This window comes from Corynebacterium sp. KPL2861 (genome assembly GCF_040225475.1).
Taxonomy (GTDB): Bacteria; Actinomycetota; Actinomycetes; order Mycobacteriales; family Mycobacteriaceae; genus Corynebacterium.
The window spans coordinates 1-20,571 of the sequence record NZ_JBEHFW010000015.1; the positions used below are offsets into that span (position 1 = coordinate 1).

Here is a 20,571-nt window from a genome sequence, read left to right on the forward strand (position 1 = left end):
CGTATATCGGCATCACTGCGGCCATCTACCGAGCCTTGGCGTTCCCGCTCAAGTTTGACCCACCTGCCTAAAATTGTCGCCGATACGCCAATTTCCTTAAGCCACATGAGCGATTGGGCGCCCGGACTCAATGACCAGTCTGGCGGCCTCCTGCCGGTACTCCGGGGTGTACTTCTTCCTTGACGAACTCACAATGAACATCCTCTCTTACGGACACAAGATCCGTACTAATAGGGTGTCCACTAAACGAGGGTAACCTCAGAAGGGATTTCACCGCGGGCCTTTGTCCCAGTGACAACGGTCCAAGCCAAGCGTAGGTCCACGCTTTTTGATCTGGTCAAGCGCATGTTTGATGCAGGTGAACTCAACCGAGTATGGATGTCGGATATTACCTATTTGCGCACCGGTGAAGGCTGGTTGTACTTGTGCGCGGTACGCGATGGTCATTCCCGCAGAGTACTGGGACGGGCGATGGATAGCGTTTTAAGATACATACCTGGTCGAACGGGCCCTGCAGATGGCGCATACACTACGCGGTGACGTGCCTGAGGGGCTAGTGTTTCACGCTGACCACAGAACCCAATTCACCAGCGAAAAGCTGTGGGAGGTGTGCCACAACTTGGGCATTGCTCAGTCCGTAGGGCGTACCGGTGTGTGCTTCGATAACGCGATGGCCGAGTCGTTCTGGTCGACGCTTAAGACCGAGTTCTACGACCGTAAGCGCTGGCCAACCCGCGATGCTGCGCGTCAGGCCGTGGCTTACTGGATTGAAGTCGTCTACAACCGTCGGCGCCGGCATTCCTCCCTCGGGATGGTCAGCCCCGTCGATTTCGAGAACCACACCAACCTAAGCACCAGCAGAAAAGAAATAGCTGCCTAACCACTAGGTAGCTCCACTACGTGTCCACGATTTGCGGGCAACCCCAGGCCGGGTAGTCAACAAGAGTGCTTATATGGCCATCGGCGTGGATTTAGATGGCATCAAGCACATTTTGGGATTGTGGATTGCTAAAGAAGAAGGTGCTTCCTTCTGGGCGCAGGTATGCGCCAACCTGGCCAATCGTGGGGTCAAAGACGTCTTTATTGTCTGCTGTGATGGGCTGAAAAGCCTACCAGAGGCTTCTAGAGGCAACCCTGGCCGAACTCTATGGTACAAACCTGCATCGTGCACCTGATTCGCGCAGCGAACCGATGGGTAGACTACGGGGATCGCCGCGCTGTGTCAGCCGCGTTGAAAAAGATCTACACCGCCACAGACGAGCCCGAAGCCCAGGCGGGATTAAACGAATTCGAGGCTTCCGAGCTAGGTGAGAAGTATCCCCGCTCAGTCAAGGTCTGGCAGGACGCATGGCAGCGATTTGTCCCGTTTCTGCAGTTCCCGCCAGCAGCTAGGAAGGCAAATCTATACGACGAATTCTATTGAGTCGTTTAACAATGAGCTGCGTAAAGCCACTCGCAACAGGGTGCAATTCACCAACGATGAATCCGCACTCAAGACGCTGTGGCTAATGATCTGCAACATCGAAAACAAACGAGCTGCAAGGAGGGCGAAACAAGGCAAACGAGTCACCGCAACAGCCGGCAGACTCACGAAAGGAGCCCGAGTTTCCGGCTGGAAACAAGCCATCAACCAGATGGCCGTAGCCTTTCCCGACCGCTTCGACAAATACCCATAAAAAATCAATCCCACACACAAACAACTTGACACGCTCTTCCGTCACGGTTAAGAGCATGCCACATTTTCCGCACACCGTAGACACCGTAATTATCCCGATGAACAGCACTAATACCCTCAACCAGAACAGTATCACGAAGGCGACGAGCACTTAATCCACGGGCCTTAAACTGGCGATAACCACGCGAGGTGATAAACCCACCAGCCCGGTTATTTTGAAGCGTCTTACAAATGAACTCGGGCAGTGACACGATTCCGGTAGTCATCGATGAACCGGATCATTTCTTAACGTTTTGGGTCGAGTCATGAGGCGAAAAAGCCGAGGCAGCCTTCAGTAGCTCATCAGTTTCGCATGCTGGTGATTTTCACGGCGTAGCCTCGCGTTTTCGGCGGCCACATCTTCAGGCACAAGTTCTGGGATGTTTCCCACACAGCGGGCAGGCTCAAGTCCATTGACGAGCCGTGTGCCATGAAACCCCAGCTTTGGGGCTACTGCCTGACACGCGGGGCGCATCGACATATTTTCCGCCACGATGCGATCTTCCACGAGACGGACCACACAGTCCTTGACATCCTGGTCAAATTTTCTCGGCATATTCCAGATTTTCTATCTACTCAAACGGAACAAAACCTGAGACACTTTACGTGCTGAAATATCGCCATGCCTACGAGTTCTTATCCCAAATCATCGCTTATGCCGATGCTGATGTATCCCGGCGCGAATGCTGTGCAGCGTCCTAGAGCCAAACCTGCACATTACCGAGCTGGATGACAGCGAAGACTTCCTTACCGGCGTCACGTTGGCCGGCGTCGCGATTGCCCAAGGTGAAGTTGAAGAGGATCATAGCGTTACCGGTGGCGAATCTGAGGCATTGCAGGTGCCGGAGTTCACTGTTCGCCTGGGCGAACCACAGACTCCACTGCGCAGCGCCTTTGATGAAGCCGTAGAAAAGGTCAATGATCTTTTCTCGCTCGCAGGAGTTAACGTTGACAGCGGCGATACCGCTCAAATGATCGTTGCTGCTTGGGGCACGCTTTCTAGCCAGCCTGCAGCCGTCAAACTCGGCCAAGAAAATTCCAAGGAGCAGCTCAAGCGCTCTAAGCGCTTTAAGGCCGAAGCAACGCGTGCAATTTTTAGTGGCATCGAACAGCGCAAGCAGCGTGATGCTCTGGTTTCTAGCGATAAAAATGTGCTCGATAGCTTGGTGGATGCCCTGGCCAATATTATGGCCTCAGCAAAAGAAACAGGTCAGCTAGAAAGCTAAAAGGCCAGTTCTGTGCACCGCAGCATAAAGCCCCAGGTCTCCACTGCTCTGCGGAGTTCCTGGGGCGTTGGGCTGTTGGAATTTAAATAGCCTTTTCTCCACGCTCGCCGGTGCGCACGCGGATGATGTCATCGATGGAGGATATCCAAATCTTGCCGTCACCGATTTCGCCGGTGCAGGCGGCCTCGACAATGGCGTCCACGATCTCCTCGGCTTGGTCATCGGCGACGATGAGCTCAATTTTGGCCTTGTTGACAAAGGACGTGGCGAACTTGGCGCCGCGGTAGATTTCCTTGTTGCCGCGTTGCTGGCCAAAGCCTTCCACCTCGGAGACGGTCATTCCGGGCGACCCCAGTTGCTGGAGCGCTTGCTGGATATCGTCCAGGGTAAACGGCTTGACCACGGCTGTAATGAGTTTCATGTCTGTTCCTACTTTCGCTGTTTATTCGGTGGATTAGTCCCGGCTCGTCGTTCCGCGCATGGCACGGCCGCCGATGTCGTAGCCGGTCTCGCGGTGGCCACCGAAGTCAATGCCGTCGGTTTCAATCTGGTCGGTCACGCGCCAGCCAATCGTGGACTTGAGTATTACCGCGATAATGGCGGTGATGATGGCGGCAAAGATTACAGCAACTACGGCGATGAGGAACTGCACGACCAACAGCTTCCAGCCGTCGGCGCCGCCACCGGTAAGAATGCCGCGGTCATTGGCAAAGAAGGCAATAGCGATGGTGCCCCACAGACCGGCGACCAGGTGGACGCCCACAACGTCGAGGGAGTCATCGAAGCCGAAGCGGAACTTCAGTCCCACGCCCACGCTGCCGAGCATGCCGCCGAATAGACCCATGATGAGAGAGGTCACGGGGTTCAAATCACCGGCGGCCGGGGTGATGGTCACCAGGCCGGCCACGACACCGGAGGCTGCACCCAACGAGGTGCTGTAGCCATCGCGAATCTTTTCCACGAGCAACCAGCCCAAAATAGCGGCAGCGGTAGCAGCGGTGGTGTTGATCCAGGCCAGGCCTGCTAGGCCATCGGCAGCAAAGGCGGAACCACCGTTGAATCCGAACCAGCCGAACCACAGCAGGCCGGCACCCAGCATGACCATGGGTAGGTTGTGGGGGCGCTGCACGCTGTGCGGGAATCCTTGGCGCTTGCCCACCACGATGGCCAGGACCAAAGCGGCCGTACCAGCGGAAATGTGGACGACGGTGCCACCGGCAAAGTCGATAGGTGTAATGAGGGCCTCACCGTCTTCACTGCCGAAGATCCAGCTGGCGATGCTGTCTTCGCCATCGCCAAGGATGCCGCCACCCCAGACCATGTGTGCCAGCGGGAAGTAGACGAGGGTTGCCCAGATACCGCTGAAGATCATCCACGTGCCAAACTTCACGCGCCCTGCCAGCGCACCGGAAATAATCGCGGTGGAGATAACGGCGAAGGTGAGCTGGAATCCGATATCGATGACGTTGGGATAACCGTTCTCACCTTCGATGTAGCCACCGTTGTCATCAAAAATGGAATCCTTCAGCCCGAAAAGCTCGAAGGGATTGGCAACGATTCCGCCCCAGGACTCCGTGCCGTAGCTCATTGACCAGCCCCAGAGGACGTAGATAATGCTGACCACGGCGAGAGAACCAAAGGACATCAGCATCATGTTGAGCACGCCCCTGCGCTCAGTCATGCCTCCATAAAAAAGTGCCAGCGCTGGCGTCATCAGCAGCACGAGAGCTGCGCTTATGAGCATCCAACTGGCATTACCTGCAGTCACCGCATCCATTGCGTCTCCTTGTAGATTGTCCAAAATTTTCTTTTTATAACGGTAGTCCTACAGGTATTTAATATCTATTGCCATATAGATAGTTCCCCCATGTGGGGCTAGGGCACCCCTTTGCGCTGCAGGTTCACACACCCCAAGGCGGCGAAGATAACGCGAGAGGCCCGGGCCGAAGTTAAATCGACCCGCCATAGAAGACAGTCCCCACCCTGCAATTGCACTTCACCCCCGGATAGTGAAATCTTTTGCCGGGATGTGTACGCCGTTCTACAGTGCTTAGTGGTTGAAAAATAACATTCTTCACTTCGGACACTTTGTGCCCATGTACTAACCGTCTATTACGTCTAAGGAACGCGTACATGTCCGCATCCCACACTCCCCCAGCCAGCCCCACAGAAGAACGGGATATCAAAACCGTGGCCGAACAGGCATCGGCAAGCCCAGAAGAGCTCACCAAAAAGCGCCGCTTTAGCGATGGCTGGAAGCTTTTTATCTGCATTGTGATCGTTATCGTTGGTGCCTTGGGTTCCTCCCTGGTGCAGACCAACGGCGGCAATATTCAGGTCACCGATCTCAAAATCGCCGGCAAGCACGGCGCCACCGTGACCGCCGATCTTTTCCGGCCCAAGGACGCTACACCAGAGAATAAAGCACCGATGGTCATCGTCTCGCCCGGTTTCCAGCGCACGAAGGAAACCCAGGTGTCCAACTCGCTGGAATTGGCCCGGCGCGGCTTTGTCACCCTCGTAGTTGACCCGTATAACCAGGGCGAGTCCAGCTCGCAACACCCGGACGATAGTGATTCCGCCGTGGTGACCGCCATTGATTACGTCACGGATCACCTGGATACGTTTAATTACGTCGATGAGGATCGCATCGGCATTACCGGCCACTCCGCCGGTGGTACTGCGGTGCGCACCGCAGCCAATAAGTACGGCAAGAAGGTAGACGATGCCCTCGAAGCTGCCAAGGACCCAAATAGCGAAGGCGGCACCACCATCACGGACGGCGAGCGCAAGCGCGCCGAGGACCTAGATAAGATTTCCGCGGTCTTTATCTCTGGCTGGCTCAAGAACTTAAACGATAAGAAGTTTGCCCACGTGCACTCCAATATGGCGCTGGGCTATGCCCGCTACGATGAAGGCGGCTACCGAAATATCAACGGCGATGGCGATCTGCGCGATGCCCCAGAGGCCCTGTCCATGGTCAACTCTGGGCTCAAGAAACAAGACCAGGTGGACCACATTGAGATCGGCCGGGGCTACGGGGACATCGACAAGGGCACGTACCGCGTTGCCTATAACGATGAAACGCTGCACCCGCTGCAGCCGCTGACACCTAGTGCCATCGGCAGCATTCTCGATTTCTTCGATGACACCCTGGATGCGCCGGTGAAGATGGATTCCGGCAACCAGACTTGGTGGCTGAAAGAGGTCTTTAACCTCCTGTCCCTCATCGGCGGCATCGCCATGCTCTTCCCGCTGACCCGTATGCTCCTGCGCACCCGCTACTTTGCGCCAGTGGCTCAGGCGCTTCCGACGGTGCCAAAGCGTCCGCGGGGCAAAGAGGCCGCGAAGTTCTGGGGCTTTTTCGTGTTAACCGCAGCCATCGCCTTCTTCACGTTCATGCCGCTGGCGAACCTTTCGCAGGACGTCTTCTACGATGCCGCGAATAAGGTCAGTACCTGGTTCTTCCCGGCGCGCATGGTCAACTCGGTGGTCTTGTGGGCCATCGTCAACGGCATCGTGGGGCTCATCTTGTTCTATTTCACCCGGGATAAGTCCACCTATGCCCGCGGCGAGCGCGCCCGCGCGTGGGGCATCACGATGAGCTGGCGCACCTTTGGGCGCACGCTACTGCTGGCCTTCATCTTGCTCTTTGTCTACTTCTCCGTGCTATCCATTGTGTATCTTGCCTTCCACAATGATTACCGCTTCTTGGTCGTGGCCTCGCGCCCGCTGACGCTGCGCTGGTTCCTGGTGGCGCTGATGTACGTACCTGCGATGTTCATCTTCTACCTGGCCAACTCCATCCGCGCCGGCGTGGGCACGCGCTATAGCGATACGCCCAAGTGGCAGACCTACCTCATTGCGGCGCTAGCTAACTCCGTCGGCTTGGCGATGATCTTCGTTATCCAGTACTCCGTCTTCGCCGCCACCGGCACGGTACACTGGACCGATGACTGGCTGTATGTGAACATGCTCCAGTCCATCTTGCCTATGATGATCCTGCTGCCCATCTTGAACAAGATGTTTTATGCCAATACCGGCCGCGTATGGCTTGGCCCCCTGGTTATCGCGCCCATCTTTATCACCATGTCCTTGGGCGGCAGCGTGGCCTATATCCCGAGCCTGGCTTAAGCTTTAAGCCATGAGTGAAATCACCAAGCAGTATTCCGTTGACCTTAACCGCGTAGAAAATTCGGTGTACCGCGCCACCAATGCGGATGGCGCCAGCATCGAATTTGGCCGCGGCGAGGGCCTGTTATCGCCGGTAGAGCTCCTGCTGGCTGCCGTCGCTGGGTGCACCGCGGTGGATGTGGATGTCGTAACCTCCCGGCGCACCGAGCCGGAGTCTTTCCAGGTGCGCGCAGAGGGCGACCGCGTGGATGAGGATGGCGCCTCGCGGCTTTCCGATGTCCGCGTCGCCTTCGACCTCTCCTTCCCTTCCACTCCGGACGGCGATAAGGCCCGCGCGCTGGTAGATAACCTGATCCGCATCTCCCACGAGAAGGACTGCACGGTATCGCGCACCGTGGAACACGCCACGAACGTGGAATTTAGCAACGTGTCAAAATAAACGCGATTCCCCCACTATCTCCTGCTATGGTGCATTTGTTAACTATTGTGACTAATGCGATCACTGCAGGAGCTTTTCATGTCACCATCTCTATCTCGTCGCGGCCTCTTGAAGGCAAGCGCCCTTGCCCTTACCGCCGGCGCCATTGGTGCGGCCGCACCCTCTGCCGCCGCCCTCGGCCCGGTGCGCGGCACCATCATCGACTTTTCCTCTGGTATCCCCTCCCCCACTGCCATCAAACGCGCGGGACACATCGGCGCTATTCGCTACGTCTCCAATAAGCGCCCCGGCGCGGCTTGGATGACCGGCAAGCCGGTTACCCTTCAAGAGGCTGCGGCCAATGCCGCCGCCGGCCTGCCCACGGCCTCGGTCTATCAATTCGGCCGCGCCGAAACCGCCGATTGGAAGCAGGGCGCGGCCGGCGCCGCCATCCACGCCCCGCAGGCCATTTCGCTGCACAAGGCCGCCGGTGGACCCACGCACCGCCCCATTTATATCGCCATCGACGATAACCCCACCCGCGAGCACTACACCCAGTTCATCCGGCCGTACCTGCAAGCGTTTTCCAAGGCCCTATCCGTGGCCGGCTACCAGACCGGTGTCTACGGCAACTACAACACCATCGAGTGGGCCAGCCAGGATGGGATTGGCACGTTTTACTGGATGCACGATTGGGGCTCCAACGGGAAAATTCACCCCAAGACCACCATTCACCAGCTACCGCAGTCGCGCCAGCAGACCATCGAGAACGTCATCGTCGATGTCAACGAGGTCTATGCCAGCGACTGGGGCCAATGGACACCCGGCTCCAAGCAGCCAGGCATCCAGGATCTCAGCTCCACCCTGGACAAGGCCATCCCGAATATGCCGGAGCTGCCGCAGCTCAACGCGGATGGGGTGAGCTTTAAGGGGTCATCGCTAAGCAACGAGCAAATCCGCGGGCTTGCCGATGCCGCCCAGGACATCGCCAAGGCCATTAAGTAGGCCTATTTCCCCTTGGGCTCGGAGGACTTCTTTTCGTCCTTCTTGTCCTTGTCCTTCTTCTCGCTCGAGGTCGGCTTCTCCGAGGTCGTCTCGATGGGCGGGACGTCCTCGCCGTCCTTGTACTTCAGGAACCGCTCGGTGGCCTTGCCCAGGTTCTCGCCATTGATTTCGCTCTTGACGTAGTCCGTAAGGTCATCGGCAGAGCCATTAATGGAGGCCGCGGCGACGAAGTTCTTGCCAAAGGACACCGAGGAATTGATGGACTTATCGTTAGACCAGCCCCACTTGCTGCCCACGACATTAGAGAGCTTCGCGGTGCCATAATCCTGGTCATAGCCATCTTCTGAGACCGGATCCGCGTGCGACATCGCCACGAGCACGGGATGGGTTTCATCGCGCTTGATGAGCTGGGAGATGAAGCTGGCCACGTCATAGGTGGAGGTTTTCGAATAGCCCCAAGTCTCGCCCGCCTTGGTGGATTCCAGGTCATATTCCTTGGCAATCTTGTCGATGGAATCCGGGTACTTTTTAAACAACTCTTCGGCGCTCTTATCAGAAGAGCTGGCAATCATGCCGAGCGCCTCGTATTTGTCCTCGTACTCGCCCTGCTCAATGACGTAGGTAGCGATATAGAGCTTAATGAGGCTAAGAGCCGGGCGGGGATCATGTTCTGCCGCAGAGCCCATATACATGCCATCGTGCAGGCGAATATAGCTAATGGAATGGTCCTCATCCCCCTTGAGGAACTCATTGATCCGCGGGGGCACCTTTGCCGCCCTATGCGCGGTAATCGTGGTGTCTTCGGCTTTGGCGGTGCTATCTCGCTCGCTATTGCTGCACCCAGCAACCGTAGAGCAGGCAAGCATGCACACGGCAAGGGCGGCACCAGCCTTTACTGATGCCGCCGCGTTGAGAGAGGACGGATTAAACACGTCGAACCATATTACCGGTAATTGCTACCTTTCGGGCAATTAGTGCTGGACTGGGGCCTCGACGCCCACACCGGTTAAGGAACGAACTTCCATCTCTGCCGCCAACTCGTCCAAGTTGTCTGGCTTGGTCACGATGGATACGAACCAACCGACGAAGAAGGACAGCGGGATGCTAACCAGACCCGGCGAGGTCAGCGGGAAGATAGCCCAGTCCGCGTTAGGGAACATGGCGCTTTCGGTGCCGGATACCGCTGGGGAGAAGAAGATGAGGACCAAGCAGGAGACAACACCGGTGTACATGGAGGCCACGGCACCCGCGGTGTTGAAGCGGCGCCAGTACAGCGAGTACAGGATGGTCGGCAGGTTAGCCGATGCCGCCACTGCGAAGGCCAGGGAGACCAGGAAGGCCACGTTCTGGGTCATCGCCAAGATGCCCAAGATGATGGAGACGATACCCAGGATTACCACGGTGGCCTGCGAGACGCGCACCTGCTCTGCCTCGGTGGACTCACCGTTGCGGATAACCGCGTGGTAGATATCGTGCGCGATGGAGGCGGAGGCGGTAATCGCCAGGCCCGCCACCACGGCAAGCACGGTGGCAAAGGCCACGGCGGAAATAATGGCCATGAAGATGGAGCCACCGATTTCCAGTGCCAGCAGCGGTGCGGCGGCGTTTGCGCCACCCGGTGCGTTCAGGATGCGGTCCGGGCCAACCAGTGCGGCTGCACCGTAGCCCAGAATCAGGGTCATCAGGTAGAAGGCACCGATGATAACGATGGCCCACGTCACGGAGCGGCGCGCCTCAACGGCGGTCGGCACGGTGTAGAAGCGCATCAGAACGTGTGGCAAGCCACCCACACCCAGCACGAGGGACATACCCAAGGAGATGAAGTCCAACTTAGCGGCGGTAGAGCCACCGTACTTCAGGCCCGGCTCCATGATTTCCTTGGCCTCATAGCCCTTTTCATGGAGGTAATCGGACGACGCGTGCATATCAATCGCGGTGCTGAACATGTTGCTAAAGCCACCGCGCAGGGAGACAAACACCATGATGCACATGATGACCACACCGGTCACCAGCAGGACGGCCTTAATCATCTGCACGTAGGTGGTGCCCTTCATGCCGCCGACCAAGACGTAGAGGATCATGAGCACGCCGACGATACCGACGACGACTGCCTGCCACTTGAAGTCATGGATGTTCAACAGCACGGCCACCAGCGAACCGGCGCCGGCCATCTGTGCAATGAGGTAGAACAGCGTCACGAAGAGCGTGGCGATGGACGCGGCCACGCGCACCGGCTTTTGCTTCAGGCGGAAGGACAAAACGTCCGCCATGGTAAAGCGGCCCACGTTACGCATCGGCTCGGCCACCAGCATCAGGGCCACGAGCCAGGCGACGAAGAAGCCGACGGAGTACAAGAATCCGTCGTAGCCGTTGAGCGCCACCGCACCGACGATGCCGAGGAAGGACGCTGCCGAAAGGTAGTCACCGGAAATGGCCAAGCCATTCTGGCGGCCAGAGAACGAGCCACCACCGGTATAGAAGTCAGACGCCTTCTTCGTGGTCTTGCCGGCGCGCAACACGACGGCCATGGTAACCACGAGGAAGATGCCGAAGATGGAGATATTCAGAATCGGGTTACCGGCGGAAGTTTCTTGTGCAAGGTAAGTGGTAGTCATTTACTTGGCCTCCAACTTCTCGCGAATAGCAACCGATTTAGGCTGAATATTCTTATTGGCGTACTTCACGTAAATCCAGGTAATGATGAACGTGGTGAGGAACTGGGCCAGGCCGAAGACGAGGCCGACATTCCAGCCGCCATCGCCAAACTCAATGGCCATAAAATCAGGCGCAAACACGGCGGTGAGCACGTAGACGATGTACCACACGAAAAACGCGACGGTCATGGGAAAAGTGAAACTACGATAAGCGCTGCGCAGCTCGCCAAACTCTTCGCTATCGCGCATTTCTATGTAGTCGGCTGCCGTAAGCTCACGGCGCTCGACGGGAGCAGTTGTATCACTCATAGAAGGGTTGTCTCCTTGGGTGAGAGAGGTTCTGTACAAACGAGGCGCAATGTGTTGTTCATCACTACCCGCGTTGCTATGTAAGATACAGAAAATTTTTTGCAAAGCAGTAAATATTGCCAATACACCCCACAAAAACTCCCCCCTTTCAACCCGATAGGTTCCGGTCAACTGGGCTAATATTCTTTGCACATCACCCCCTTCACCCTAGATTCAACCGGTTAGCGAATTTTGTTAACCAGAGGTTAACTAATCAGTAAAGGCGACACAAAAGGAACCACTTATCAACGCGGTTGGCGCCTTAACCAGCACGTACTCCCCCACTCAGCCATCCTGCACAGCAAAAGCCACCGACGACGCCGTCGCCGGTGGCTCCTTCGCCCGAGAGTTCTTTCTTAGCCCTCCGCGCCCGGGAATTCGCGGGGATCATTAAACATACGGCCAAAACCTTCTTGGCCTTCCAAGGAGTCAACAGCCGCGATTTCATCCTTGCCCAGCTCCAGCTCTGCGGCGGCCAGGTTCTCCTGAAGCCGCTCACTGCGGGCGGACTTCGGGATAACGGAAATGCCCTTGGCCATCAGGTAAGCCAGTACCACCTGGCCCTCGGTAGCCTCATGCGCGGCGGCAACCTTTTCAATCTCCGGGTTATTGAGCACCACGCCGCGCGCCAGCGGAGACCACGCCTCGGTCACGATGCCGTGCTTGTGGTGGAATTCGCGCAGCTCAGGCTGGGTAAACCCAGGGTGCAGCTCCACCTGGTTGAGCACCGGGGTGATGCCGGTCTTGTCAATGAGGTCCTCGAGGACCTCCTCGTAGAAGTTAGCGACACCGATGGAAGCGATTTGGCCCATCCCCTGCAGGCGGGCAATGGATTCAAAGGTCTCCACGTACAGCCCACCCTGTGGCCATGGCCAGTGGATGAGGTACAGGTCCAAGTAATCCAGCTTCAACTTCTCCATGGATTCCTGGAAGGCCTGTTCCGCCTTCTGCGCGCCGTGGTGAGAGTGCCAGACCTTGGAGGTAATAAACAGGTCCTCGCGGGTGACGTCGCCCGCGTCAATGGCTTGTTTGAGCGCAGTACCCAATGCCTCTTCGTTCTTGTACAACGTCGCCGTATCAAAGTGGCGGTAGCCCAAGTCAATGGCTTCGCGGACTACGCGAATGCACTCATCGTCATTGAGTTTGTAGGTGCCCAGTCCAAGCTGGGGCATCTCGCGGTCATCATTGAATGAAATAGTTGGCACAGTCATAGTTCCCATTGTGCCCCAGTTTCTCGTCTTATGCGGCCCCTTGCGGGAACTGACCGCCCCTACACAACGAAAAACCGGCTCCCCCTTAAGGGAGCCGGTTCAACGATTTTTAGCGCAGCTTAGTCGGCGCGGATGAGGTCAATGATAAAGACCAAGGTGCGGCCGGACAGCGGGTGCGCACCGCCGGCGGGGCCGTAGGCCTTTTCCGGCGGGATGATGAGTTGACGGCGACCGCCTACCTTCATTCCCGGGATGCCCTCTTGCCAGCCGGCAATGAGACCGGTCAGTGGGAACTCGATGGACTGGCCACGGTCCCACGAGGAATCGAATTCTTGGTTGGTCTCATATTCGGCGCCAACGTAGTGGACCTCCACTACGCCACCAGGCTTGGCTTCAGCGCCATCGCCTACGACGATGTCCTCGATAACGAGGTCGGTCGGCGCTGGGCCAGACTGGGCTTCAATAACAGGTTTATCCATGGGGATTATTCTCCTTGGGAAATCTAGTTTGTTCGTGCGGTCGCAATGAAACCGAACCGAGCTGCACCAATTATAGTGCTCAAGCCCGATTCGGTTGAATTGGGGCGACCAAAAGCGCTAATTAGCGCTCGCTGCGAGGGGTAACCTTGCGCAGGGTTTCACCGGTGTAAATCTGGCGAGGACGGTTAATCTTGGTGTTCATCTCCAGCTGCTCGCGGTACTGAGCGATCCAGCCCGGCAGGCGGCCGATGGCGAAGAGGACGGTGAAGAAGTCCGTCGGGAAGCCCATGGCGCGGTAGATGAGGCCGGTGTAGAAGTCCACGTTCGGGTAGAGCTTGCGGGAAACGAAGTAGTCATCGTTCAACGCAATCTCTTCCAGCTTCATGGCCAGGTCCAGCATCGGGTCGCCGCCCAAGTGATCGATGATCTCGTGTGCGGTTTCCTTGACGATGGCCGCGCGTGGGTCGTAGTTCTTGTACACGCGGTGGCCGAAGCCCATCAGGCGAACGCCCTTTTCCTTGTTCTTCACGCGGTTCATGAAGTCGGTAGCGTCGCCGCCGTTGTTCTTCTCGATGTCCTCGAGCATCTCCAGCACGGCCTGGTTAGCGCCACCGTGCAGCGGGCCGGACAGGGCGTTGATGCCGCCGGCGATGGAGACGAACATGTTGGCCTGTGCAGAACCAATCATGCGGACGGTGGAGGTGGAGCAGTTCTGCTCGTGGTCAGCGTGCAGAATGAGCAACTTGTCCAGTGCCTTGGAGACAACCGGGTCAACCTCGTACTCCTCGGTGGGGTAACCGAACATCATGCGCAGGAAGTTCTCGCGCGCATTCAGGTTGTTATCCGGGTACATATAAGGCTTGCCCTGGGACGCGCGGTAAGCGTAAGCGGCCAGCATCGGCACCTTAGCCAGCAGGCGAACGGTAGCCTTGTCCAGCTGCTCCTCATCCAGTGGGTCCAGCTGGTCCTGGTAGTAGCTGGAGAGAATGTTCACGGAGGACGCAAGCACGGCCATCGGGTGTGCATCGCGCGGGAAGATGTTGAACTGCGCCTTAAAGTCCTCATCCAAGAGGGTGTGGTGGCGGATGGCGTTATTGAACTCCGACAGTTCCTGCTCATCCGGCAGGTGACCCTTAATCAGCAGGTAGGAAACCTCATTGAAGGTGGCGTTATTTGCCAATTCAGCGATATCGTAGCCACGGTAACGAAGGATGCCCTCCTCACCGTTAATAAAGGTAATCTTGGACTCGGTGGAGCCGGTGGAGGTGTAGCCGGGGTCGAAGGTAACAAGCCCGGTTTCCTTGCGGAGCTTGGAGATATCGAAGCCGGAATCGCCCTCAGTGGACTGCTTGATATCCATCTCGTACTCGTTGCCAGCGTGCTTGAGTACTACCTTGTTTTCTTCAGTAGACACGGAATTTCCTTTCCCTGTTAAAGAGTTCTTTAAGGCGCTAACTTACACAAGTCAGCCTTATACCTATTCACACTCTAGCAAACTTTGTGATACTGCCAACATGTTTACGGGCATCAAAATACCTGCCATTCAACCGGAACTGTTCTACACTAGCGGCATGAGTACTCCAGAAATCACACTGCCAGCAGATCTCTTGCCTTCCGATGGCCGATTTGGCTGCGGACCCTCCAAGGTGCGCCCCGCCCAGATCGAGGCTATTGACCCCGCTATCGTGGGCACCTCGCACCGCCAGCCGGCGGTGAAAAACCTCGTCGGTTCCGTGCGCGAGGGCTTAAGCGATCTCTTTTCTCTTCCGAAGGGATACGAAATCGTCCTGTCCTTGGGCGGCGCCACGGCTTTTTGGGATGCGGCTACCTTCGGCCTCATCGAGCGCCAGTCGGCTCACCTTACCTTTGGTGAGTTCTCCACCAAGTTTGCCAAAGCCTCCTCCAAGGCTCCATGGCTTGATGCCCCGGCCCTGACCGAATCTCCCGCCGGCACCGCACCGGATCCGCGCGAGCTCGCGGCCAATGCCGATGTCGCCGCTTGGGCCCACAATGAGACCTCGACCGGCGCAATGACGGAAGTCGTTCGCCCCCACCCCCACAACGACCAGCAGCTCGTGCTTGTCGATGCCACCTCTGGCGCCGGCGGCCTCCCCGTCAATATCGCAGAGACCGACGTGTACTACTTTTCGCCGCAGAAGTGCTTTGCTTCCGACGGCGGCCTTTGGCTCGCCGCGATGTCCCCGGCTGCCCTGGAGCGCATCGAAAAGATCAATAACTCCGATCGCTTCATCCCGGAGTTTTTGAACCTGCAGACTGCGGTTACTAACTCCCGCAAGAACCAGACCTATAACACCCCGGCGATTGCCACCCTGCTCATGCTGGATAACCAGATTAAGTGGATGAATGACAATGGCGGGCTCGACGGCATGGTCAAGCGCACCACCGAGTCCTCCTCCACGCTGTACAACTGGGCCGAATCTCGCCCGGAGGCCACCCCATTCGTCAGCGACCCGGCAGCGCGCTCGCTGGTCGTGGGCACCATCGATTTCGACGAATCCGTGGATGCCGCACAACTTGCCGCCACCCTGCGCGCCAACGGCATCCTCGATGTCGAGCCGTACCGCAAGCTCGGCCGCAACCAGCTGCGCGTGGGCATGTTCCCGGCGATTGAAACCGAGGACATCGCCAAGCTCACGCAGTGCATCGACTACGTGCTGGATGCCAACTAAGTCATCAACATGCCCCGCCGCCTCGCATGGCGCGGGGCGTTTTCGCGTTATAGTTGACTGCATCACAGATCCGTCCTTCCGTCGATAGGCAAAGGAGCGCCACACTATGCGCGAGCTGTTTCTCGTTGACAGCGAATCGAGCGAAGACTCATTGGTGCTACGCACCGAAGAAGGCGAAGAGTTTTCCCTTCCCATCACCGATGAGCTGCGTTCCGCCCTCACGCCCACCGCTAGCAAGCCAGAGCCGCCGAAGCTAGCGCCGATGCCCAAGCCCTCCCACGAAGAGGAAGAAAAGCAGATCCGGCCGGCCGAGATCCAAAACCGCATCCGCGCCGGTGCTTCCACGGCAGAGCTAGCGGAAGAAATGCACGTCGATGAATCACGCATCGAGCCCTTCGCCTACCCAGTCATGCTGGAGCGCAATCGCATTTCTGAGGTGGCCAAGCAGGCCCACCCAGTGCGCGAGGATGGCCCTGCCAAGCTCACCCTGTGGGAGGTGCTGGCCAGCTCTTTTGCCGCCCGCGGCCACTCCCTTTCGGAGTCCACGTGGGACGCCTACCGCCACCAGGGTGAGCCGTGGGTTGTACGCGTGACCTGGAAGGCGGGCCTTTCTGAAAACGAGGCGGAATGGACCTTTAAGCAGTCCATGTCCTCCCCCGCTACGGTCGAGGCCCGCAACTCGGTCGCGGCAGACCTTACGGACCCGGACTTCGTACAACCGGTGCGCTCGCTAACCTCCTTGGGCAGCGGCCGCTACGACGAGGCCATTGATGGCGATCAGCCCGCCAATGTCACCGATATTTCCGGTTCCAACGAGGAGACGGAAGAAGAGGAATTCCTGCAGAATCCTTCCTCCGAGTCCAAGCCCTCGAAGCGCCGCCGCAAAGCCGTCACCCCACACTGGGAGGACGTACTCTTGGGCGTTCGCTCCAATACCAAGCGCCCAAGGGACTAAACAGTGGACATCTCTCATGCCGTTCTCACGCTGTGGTACATCTCCAAGCCAGGTGCCGAAGAAGTACTCAAGACCGAGCCCAAGGCGGACCGCGGGTTCGGCCGCAAGTTCCTAGCCCAACTCAACCCGAATTTCCCGGTCACCCCGATTGGGCAATTCCCCCTGAACCGTTCCGCGCAGACGGATCCGAATGAGTACTACATCGGCGGCTACCCGGGCATTACCGTGGTGCAAACGGTCTGCGAGGGCGATTCCGTCCTGCTTTCCCAGCTGCCGCAAGACCTCTTGAACGCGGTTCCCGCCCAGCGGGTTATCGCCCTGGTCAGCAACGCGGACGAGGACTATGCGGGCTTCGCGCTGTGGGAAGGCGGCGAGCTCAAGCGCTGCCTGTGTGCCTCCCGCGACCGTCTCTACGAGGACACCGGCCTGCCCGAGCCCTTCGAGGCGCCGTTTTGGGCCGGCGAAAAGGACGAATCCCTCGGCGGCATTTCCCTGCCATTTCGCCCCCACAGCATCATGGAGGCCGCCCAAAAACACTGGTTGGGCATCACCGTGGGACAGGAAGGCCCGGACCTGGACGTCGTGGGCTATGCCGTCGACGGGCGCCCAGAACCCAAGATCGATCCGCCGAAGCCGAAGCAGCCGGTCAGCGAGTTCGCCGCTCAATCCGCGAATAAGCTGGGCCTTAATGATTATGACGACTACGAGGACCACGATGCCGAGCCGGATTCCACCGGCGATGAGATCCTTTCCACCGCCAAGCACCTCGGCTCGCTAATTGGCAACTGGCTGCGTCAGACGTTCAAGTCGCTCAAGGAACGCTGGCGCTCATAAAAGGAAATGGCGGCGGCGGTTGCCACATTAAGGGAATCGGTACCTGGGGCCATCGGAATCCGCGCGCGGATATCGGTGGCCTTCATCGCGTGCTCGGTAAGCCCGGGGCCCTCCGCGCCAACGAGCATGGCCACCTTGTCCTGCCCGTGCATGGCCTCCGCCAGATGCACCGCTTGGGGGTTGGGGGTTAAGGAAATGAGGGTAAAAGAGGCATCGGCAAGCGCCTGCAAGGAACGCTGCCACGTGGTGAAACCGCCCTCTAAATGCACAAACGGCACGCGCAGCACATGACCCATGGATACGCGCACCGAGCGACGATAGAGCGGATCCGCAGCACCGGAGCCGAGCACTACCGCATCCACGTTCATGCCGGCCGCATGGCGGAAAATGGCGCCGATATTTTCATGATCCCCCACGCCCTCCAGCACGGCGATGGTGCGGGCCTGCTCCAGAATCTCGCCCACCTCCGGCTCTGGGGCGCGGTTTGCGGCGGCAACCAACCCGCGGTGCATATCGAACCCTGCGACCTCCGCGAGGGTCTCACGCGATACTTCGTAGACGGGGCACTCTGGCTCTCCGTACTCTGCAAAGAAGGCCTCCAGCTTCTGGGGAAAGCCCACCAGGCACCGCATGGGAAACCGCGATTCCATCAGGCGGGCTGCCACCAAGGGGCCTTCTGCAATGACCAAACCCTCGCCGGATTTATCGGATTTGTTGAGGTTCCGAATATCATCCAGGCGAGGGTCACGGGGATCAGAAATATGCATGCCTTCCAGGCTAGCCGATGGCCTCCGAAATCGGATCGATGCCAAAGTAAATGACGAACAAGCCAGCAAGCAGCCACATGATCCAGTGCACCTGCTTGGCCTTACCAGCAAAGGTGGACATGAGCGCAAAGGTAATAAAGCCCACGCCGATGCCGTTGGCAATCGAATAGGTAAACGGCATGACCACGATGGTAAGGAAGGCCGGGATGGCCACTTCCATGCGCGTCCACGGGATATCCGTGAGCTGCGCAGCCATCATCACGCCCACGATGACCAGGACGGGCGCGGCGGCCTCGATGGGCACGATCTCATAGAGCGGGGTGAAAAACATGGCGGCGATAAACAGCAGGCCGGTCATGATATTGGCCAGGCCGGTGCGCGCGCCATCGGCAATGCCGGCAGAGGAATCCGCGAAGACGGTATTCGAGGATGCCGAGCCCAAACCACCGGCGACCGCACCGGTGCCTTCCACAACCAGAGCCTTCTTCATGCCCGGCAGGTTGCCGTTTTCATCCACGAGCTTGGCCTGCTTACCCAGCCCGGTCATGGTGCCCATGGCATCAAAGAAGTTGGTCAGCAGCAAGGTAAAGATGAGCAGGACCGTGGAAATCACGCCGATATTGGCAAAGGCGCCCACCAGGTTCACATCGCCCACGATGGAAAGGTCCGGTATGCCACCCAGCGCATCTGGGGCCTCTGGGGCGGCCATGCCCCAGTCCTCCGAGTCGGTGAATGCCTGGACAATAAAGGCGATCACCGTGTTGAGGATGATGGCAATAAAAAGCCCACCCGGGACATTGCGGATGACCATGAAGGCACAAATGATAAGGCCAATGACAAAGACCACCGCCGGCCAGGTGGCAATCGATCCATTAATTCCCAGGCCCACCGGCACGGTGGTCTGTGCGGCATCGGGCACGCGGGTGACAAACCCGCCGTCCACGAAACCAATCATGGCGATGAACATACCAATGCCCACGCCCATCGCGGCCTTCATGGGCTGCGGGATGGCGTCAAATACTGCGGTGCGGAAACCGGACACGGCGAGCAGGACGATAATAAGGCCCTCGATTACCACTAGGCCCATGGCTTCTTGCCAGGTCAGCCCGCTGGTGGCGACCATGCTGATGGCGACGAAGGTATTCATGCCCAGTCCCGCGGCCATGGCGAAGGGGTACTTCGCAATCGCGCCGAAGGCGATGGACATGACGCCGGCGACCAGCGCCGTAGCTGCCGCGACCTGCGGCACGCCTAAGGTATAGCCCTCCGCATCCGGGCTCGTGCCCAGGATCAGCGGGTTGAGCAAAATAATATATGCCATGGCGAAGAACGAGACCGTTCCCGCGCGTAGCTCAGTTCCAATGGTGGAACCGCGTTCAGAAATCTGGAAATAGCGATCGAGAGTGGCTTTCACGCCGTGCCCTTTCACGTAGAGCGGTATTTTTACGCCCTAAGTGTGCTGCTTTAATCCCCAAATTCAAAATCTTGGTAAATGGGCTTTTCGTCATCGAAGGCCGCGGCCGGCGCCTTCTCCTCACTCACCCGCGTCTGCGAATGCGCACCACACCCGTAGCGCGCATGCACCACGCGGCCATCGGCGGAATACTCATTGGCGCATACCCCAAAGTTATCCATCAGCTGCATATAAAACGCGCACGTGCGGCACTGCAGATGCGCCTTGGCCGCCATCTCCGAGGTTGGGCCATATTCTTCTTGCCAGCGCTGCTTGGCATCCGCTAGGCCCTTGGCGGAAAGCTCATTTCCATCTAGGCGCTCATCATCGACGGCCGGCGGCATAAGATCCCCCGGGCCCAAATCCCCCGGCAGCACGCGGTCCTCATACGGCACCCATTCCGGGGCCTGCAGCGCTTCCCCGCCCGGTACCAGCGCCACCTCATTGACGGTGACGTAGCGCGAGCCTTCCGCGCACGCGAGCACGGCCTGCCATTCCCAGCCTGGGTATCCTGGCATATCCGCTTCAAAGCGATGGGTGACAACGTTGCGGCCCATTCCGGCTACGCCCCTATGCTTGCCGATGCCCCCTTCCCCCACCTCTTCCAAAGCCTCACGCGCAATGCGTACGGCGCGGGAATCGATCAACGGATTTGCTTTTCGCTTACTCACGCCCCTCATTAT

General features: G+C 58.2%; 23 protein-coding genes and 1 pseudogene. 11 read left to right on the forward strand and 13 right to left on the reverse strand.

Going from position 1 to position 20,571, the window contains the following annotated elements:
* Nucleotides 1–261 precede the first annotated feature (261 nt).
* The 4 genes and pseudogenes from ABRP84_RS10535 to ABRP84_RS11315 all read left to right on the forward strand — a co-directional run.
* A pseudogene (locus tag ABRP84_RS10535) lies at nt 262–880 on the forward strand (IS3 family transposase); the annotation flags it as partial.
* 31 nt (nt 881–911) lie between these two features.
* Nucleotides 912–1,175 carry a transposase gene (locus ABRP84_RS11305; protein ID WP_502879806.1) on the forward strand — a complete coding sequence of 88 codons (264 nt, stop codon included), beginning with the start codon at nt 912–914 and terminating at the stop codon, nt 1,173–1,175.
* Nucleotides 1,148–1,423: a transposase gene (locus ABRP84_RS11310; RefSeq protein ID WP_502879807.1), complete on the forward strand. Its 276-nt coding sequence runs from the start codon at nt 1,148–1,150 to the stop codon at nt 1,421–1,423. The genes ABRP84_RS11305 and ABRP84_RS11310 overlap by 28 nt, the downstream gene beginning before the upstream one ends.
* Nucleotides 1,308–1,676: a transposase gene (locus ABRP84_RS11315; protein ID WP_502879808.1), complete on the forward strand. Its 369-nt coding sequence runs from the start codon at nt 1,308–1,310 to the stop codon at nt 1,674–1,676. Before ABRP84_RS11310 ends, ABRP84_RS11315 begins: the two co-directional genes overlap by 116 nt.
* Nucleotides 1,677–1,680: 4 nt before the next feature.
* On the opposite strand, the gene ABRP84_RS11320 is transcribed toward ABRP84_RS11315, so the two are convergent.
* Together ABRP84_RS11320 and ABRP84_RS10550 are read right to left on the reverse strand one after the other, a co-directional pair.
* Nucleotides 1,681–1,941 carry an IS3 family transposase gene (locus ABRP84_RS11320; RefSeq protein ID WP_502879809.1) on the reverse strand — a complete coding sequence of 87 codons (261 nt, stop codon included), beginning with the start codon at nt 1,939–1,941 and terminating at the stop codon, nt 1,681–1,683.
* 65 nt (nt 1,942–2,006) lie between these two features.
* Nucleotides 2,007–2,270 (reverse strand): transposase, encoded by a 264-nt coding sequence (locus ABRP84_RS10550; RefSeq protein ID WP_349853709.1) that lies wholly within the window; start codon nt 2,268–2,270, stop codon nt 2,007–2,009.
* A 127-nt stretch (nt 2,271–2,397) separates the two neighbouring features.
* Here ABRP84_RS10550 and ABRP84_RS10555 point away from each other — a divergent pair, with 127 nt between their 5' ends.
* On the forward strand, nt 2,398–2,940 hold the full coding sequence (locus tag ABRP84_RS10555) for a hypothetical protein (protein WP_349853710.1): 543 nt from the start codon (nt 2,398–2,400) through the stop codon (nt 2,938–2,940).
* 82 nt (nt 2,941–3,022) lie between these two features.
* Here ABRP84_RS10555 and ABRP84_RS10560 read toward each other — a convergent pair whose 3' ends face one another.
* Entirely contained in the window at nt 3,023–3,361 is a 339-nt protein-coding gene (locus ABRP84_RS10560) for a P-II family nitrogen regulator (RefSeq protein ID WP_023028498.1), read from the reverse strand.
* Nucleotides 3,362–3,394: 33 nt separating this feature from the next.
* Nucleotides 3,395–4,717, reverse strand: coding sequence for an ammonium transporter (locus ABRP84_RS10565; protein WP_349853712.1), 1,323 nt, complete (start codon nt 4,715–4,717; stop codon nt 3,395–3,397).
* Between the two features lie 356 nt (nt 4,718–5,073).
* Between ABRP84_RS10565 and ABRP84_RS10570 the strand changes: the two genes are divergently transcribed.
* The 3 genes from ABRP84_RS10570 to ABRP84_RS10580 all read left to right on the forward strand — a co-directional run bounded on the left by ABRP84_RS10570 (nt 5,074) and on the right by ABRP84_RS10580 (nt 8,497).
* Entirely contained in the window at nt 5,074–7,074 is a 2,001-nt protein-coding gene (locus ABRP84_RS10570; protein WP_349853714.1) for a poly(ethylene terephthalate) hydrolase family protein, read from the forward strand.
* A gap of 10 nt (nt 7,075–7,084) precedes the next feature.
* A complete protein-coding gene (locus ABRP84_RS10575) occupies nt 7,085–7,513 on the forward strand; it encodes an OsmC family protein (RefSeq protein ID WP_284831940.1) in 429 nt (142 codons plus the stop codon).
* A 78-nt stretch (nt 7,514–7,591) separates the two neighbouring features.
* Entirely contained in the window at nt 7,592–8,497 is a 906-nt protein-coding gene (locus ABRP84_RS10580; RefSeq protein ID WP_284809888.1) for a DUF1906 domain-containing protein, read from the forward strand.
* A 2-nt stretch (nt 8,498–8,499) separates the two neighbouring features.
* Here the strand turns inward: ABRP84_RS10580 and ABRP84_RS10585 are convergent, their stop codons facing one another.
* The 6 genes from ABRP84_RS10585 to ABRP84_RS10610 form a co-directional block, all read right to left on the reverse strand.
* Entirely contained in the window at nt 8,500–9,429 is a 930-nt protein-coding gene (locus ABRP84_RS10585) for a hypothetical protein (RefSeq protein WP_349853715.1), read from the reverse strand.
* A gap of 39 nt (nt 9,430–9,468) precedes the next feature.
* Nucleotides 9,469–11,112: a monocarboxylic acid transporter gene (locus ABRP84_RS10590; RefSeq protein ID WP_237800467.1), complete on the reverse strand. Its 1,644-nt coding sequence runs from the start codon at nt 11,110–11,112 to the stop codon at nt 9,469–9,471.
* Entirely contained in the window at nt 11,113–11,460 is a 348-nt protein-coding gene (locus tag ABRP84_RS10595) for a DUF485 domain-containing protein (RefSeq protein WP_349853717.1), read from the reverse strand. It lies immediately after the preceding gene.
* A gap of 395 nt (nt 11,461–11,855) precedes the next feature.
* Nucleotides 11,856–12,719, reverse strand: a complete 864-nt coding sequence (locus ABRP84_RS10600) for an aldo/keto reductase (RefSeq protein WP_349853719.1) — start codon at nt 12,717–12,719, stop codon at nt 11,856–11,858.
* A gap of 110 nt (nt 12,720–12,829) precedes the next feature.
* Entirely contained in the window at nt 12,830–13,189 is a 360-nt protein-coding gene (locus ABRP84_RS10605; RefSeq protein ID WP_023025863.1) for an FKBP-type peptidyl-prolyl cis-trans isomerase, read from the reverse strand.
* 121 nt (nt 13,190–13,310) lie between these two features.
* A complete protein-coding gene (locus ABRP84_RS10610; RefSeq protein WP_239269226.1) occupies nt 13,311–14,603 on the reverse strand; it encodes a citrate synthase in 1,293 nt (430 codons plus the stop codon).
* A gap of 157 nt (nt 14,604–14,760) precedes the next feature.
* Here ABRP84_RS10610 and serC point away from each other — a divergent pair, with 157 nt between their 5' ends.
* The 3 genes from serC to ABRP84_RS10625 all read left to right on the forward strand — a co-directional run bounded on the left by serC (nt 14,761) and on the right by ABRP84_RS10625 (nt 17,668).
* Nucleotides 14,761–15,879, forward strand: a complete 1,119-nt coding sequence (gene serC / locus ABRP84_RS10615; protein ID WP_349853720.1) for a phosphoserine transaminase — start codon at nt 14,761–14,763, stop codon at nt 15,877–15,879.
* Between the two features lie 106 nt (nt 15,880–15,985).
* Nucleotides 15,986–16,834 carry a septation protein SepH gene (gene sepH, locus ABRP84_RS10620; RefSeq protein ID WP_349853721.1) on the forward strand — a complete coding sequence of 283 codons (849 nt, stop codon included), beginning with the start codon at nt 15,986–15,988 and terminating at the stop codon, nt 16,832–16,834.
* Nucleotides 16,835–16,837: 3 nt separating this feature from the next.
* Nucleotides 16,838–17,668, forward strand: a complete 831-nt coding sequence (locus ABRP84_RS10625; protein WP_349853723.1) for a DUF6928 family protein — start codon at nt 16,838–16,840, stop codon at nt 17,666–17,668.
* Here ABRP84_RS10625 and ABRP84_RS10630 read toward each other — a convergent pair.
* The 3 genes from ABRP84_RS10630 to ABRP84_RS10640 are packed head-to-tail and all read right to left on the reverse strand — an operon-like array spanning nt 17,629 to nt 20,568.
* Nucleotides 17,629–18,435, reverse strand: coding sequence for a TrmH family RNA methyltransferase (locus ABRP84_RS10630; protein ID WP_349853724.1), 807 nt, complete (start codon nt 18,433–18,435; stop codon nt 17,629–17,631). The genes ABRP84_RS10625 and ABRP84_RS10630 overlap by 40 nt on opposite strands.
* Nucleotides 18,436–18,445: 10 nt before the next feature.
* Nucleotides 18,446–19,849 carry an NCS2 family permease gene (locus ABRP84_RS10635; RefSeq protein WP_349853726.1) on the reverse strand — a complete coding sequence of 468 codons (1,404 nt, stop codon included), beginning with the start codon at nt 19,847–19,849 and terminating at the stop codon, nt 18,446–18,448.
* A gap of 50 nt (nt 19,850–19,899) precedes the next feature.
* Entirely contained in the window at nt 19,900–20,568 is a 669-nt protein-coding gene (locus tag ABRP84_RS10640) for a DUF3027 domain-containing protein (protein WP_023025852.1), read from the reverse strand.
* Nucleotides 20,569–20,571: the final 3 nt, after the last annotated feature.

Excerpts from the sequence above, each read along its gene's own strand:
- ABRP84_RS11310 (WP_502879807.1), top strand. The coding sequence starts at position 1,148 with ATGGTACAAACCTGCATCGTGCACCTGATTCGCGCAGCGAACCGATGG.
- ABRP84_RS11320 (WP_502879809.1), bottom strand. The coding sequence starts at position 1,941 with ATGACTACCGGAATCGTGTCACTGCCCGAGTTCATTTGTAAGACGCTT.
- ABRP84_RS10550 (WP_349853709.1), bottom strand. The coding sequence starts at position 2,270 with ATGCCGAGAAAATTTGACCAGGATGTCAAGGACTGTGTGGTCCGTCTC.
- ABRP84_RS10555 (WP_349853710.1), top strand. The coding sequence starts at position 2,398 with ATGCTGTGCAGCGTCCTAGAGCCAAACCTGCACATTACCGAGCTGGAT.
- ABRP84_RS10560 (WP_023028498.1), bottom strand. The coding sequence starts at position 3,361 with ATGAAACTCATTACAGCCGTGGTCAAGCCGTTTACCCTGGACGATATC.
- ABRP84_RS10565 (WP_349853712.1), bottom strand. The coding sequence starts at position 4,717 with ATGGATGCGGTGACTGCAGGTAATGCCAGTTGGATGCTCATAAGCGCA.
- ABRP84_RS10570 (WP_349853714.1), top strand. The coding sequence starts at position 5,074 with ATGTCCGCATCCCACACTCCCCCAGCCAGCCCCACAGAAGAACGGGAT.
- ABRP84_RS10575 (WP_284831940.1), top strand. The coding sequence starts at position 7,085 with ATGAGTGAAATCACCAAGCAGTATTCCGTTGACCTTAACCGCGTAGAA.
- ABRP84_RS10580 (WP_284809888.1), top strand. The coding sequence starts at position 7,592 with ATGTCACCATCTCTATCTCGTCGCGGCCTCTTGAAGGCAAGCGCCCTT.
- ABRP84_RS10590 (WP_237800467.1), bottom strand. The coding sequence starts at position 11,112 with ATGACTACCACTTACCTTGCACAAGAAACTTCCGCCGGTAACCCGATT.
- ABRP84_RS10595 (WP_349853717.1), bottom strand. The coding sequence starts at position 11,460 with ATGAGTGATACAACTGCTCCCGTCGAGCGCCGTGAGCTTACGGCAGCC.
- ABRP84_RS10600 (WP_349853719.1), bottom strand. The coding sequence starts at position 12,719 with ATGGGAACTATGACTGTGCCAACTATTTCATTCAATGATGACCGCGAG.
- ABRP84_RS10605 (WP_023025863.1), bottom strand. The coding sequence starts at position 13,189 with ATGGATAAACCTGTTATTGAAGCCCAGTCTGGCCCAGCGCCGACCGAC.
- serC (WP_349853720.1), top strand. The coding sequence starts at position 14,761 with ATGAGTACTCCAGAAATCACACTGCCAGCAGATCTCTTGCCTTCCGAT.
- sepH (WP_349853721.1), top strand. The coding sequence starts at position 15,986 with ATGCGCGAGCTGTTTCTCGTTGACAGCGAATCGAGCGAAGACTCATTG.
- ABRP84_RS10630 (WP_349853724.1), bottom strand. The coding sequence starts at position 18,435 with ATGCATATTTCTGATCCCCGTGACCCTCGCCTGGATGATATTCGGAAC.
- ABRP84_RS10640 (WP_023025852.1), bottom strand. The coding sequence starts at position 20,568 with ATGAGGGGCGTGAGTAAGCGAAAAGCAAATCCGTTGATCGATTCCCGC.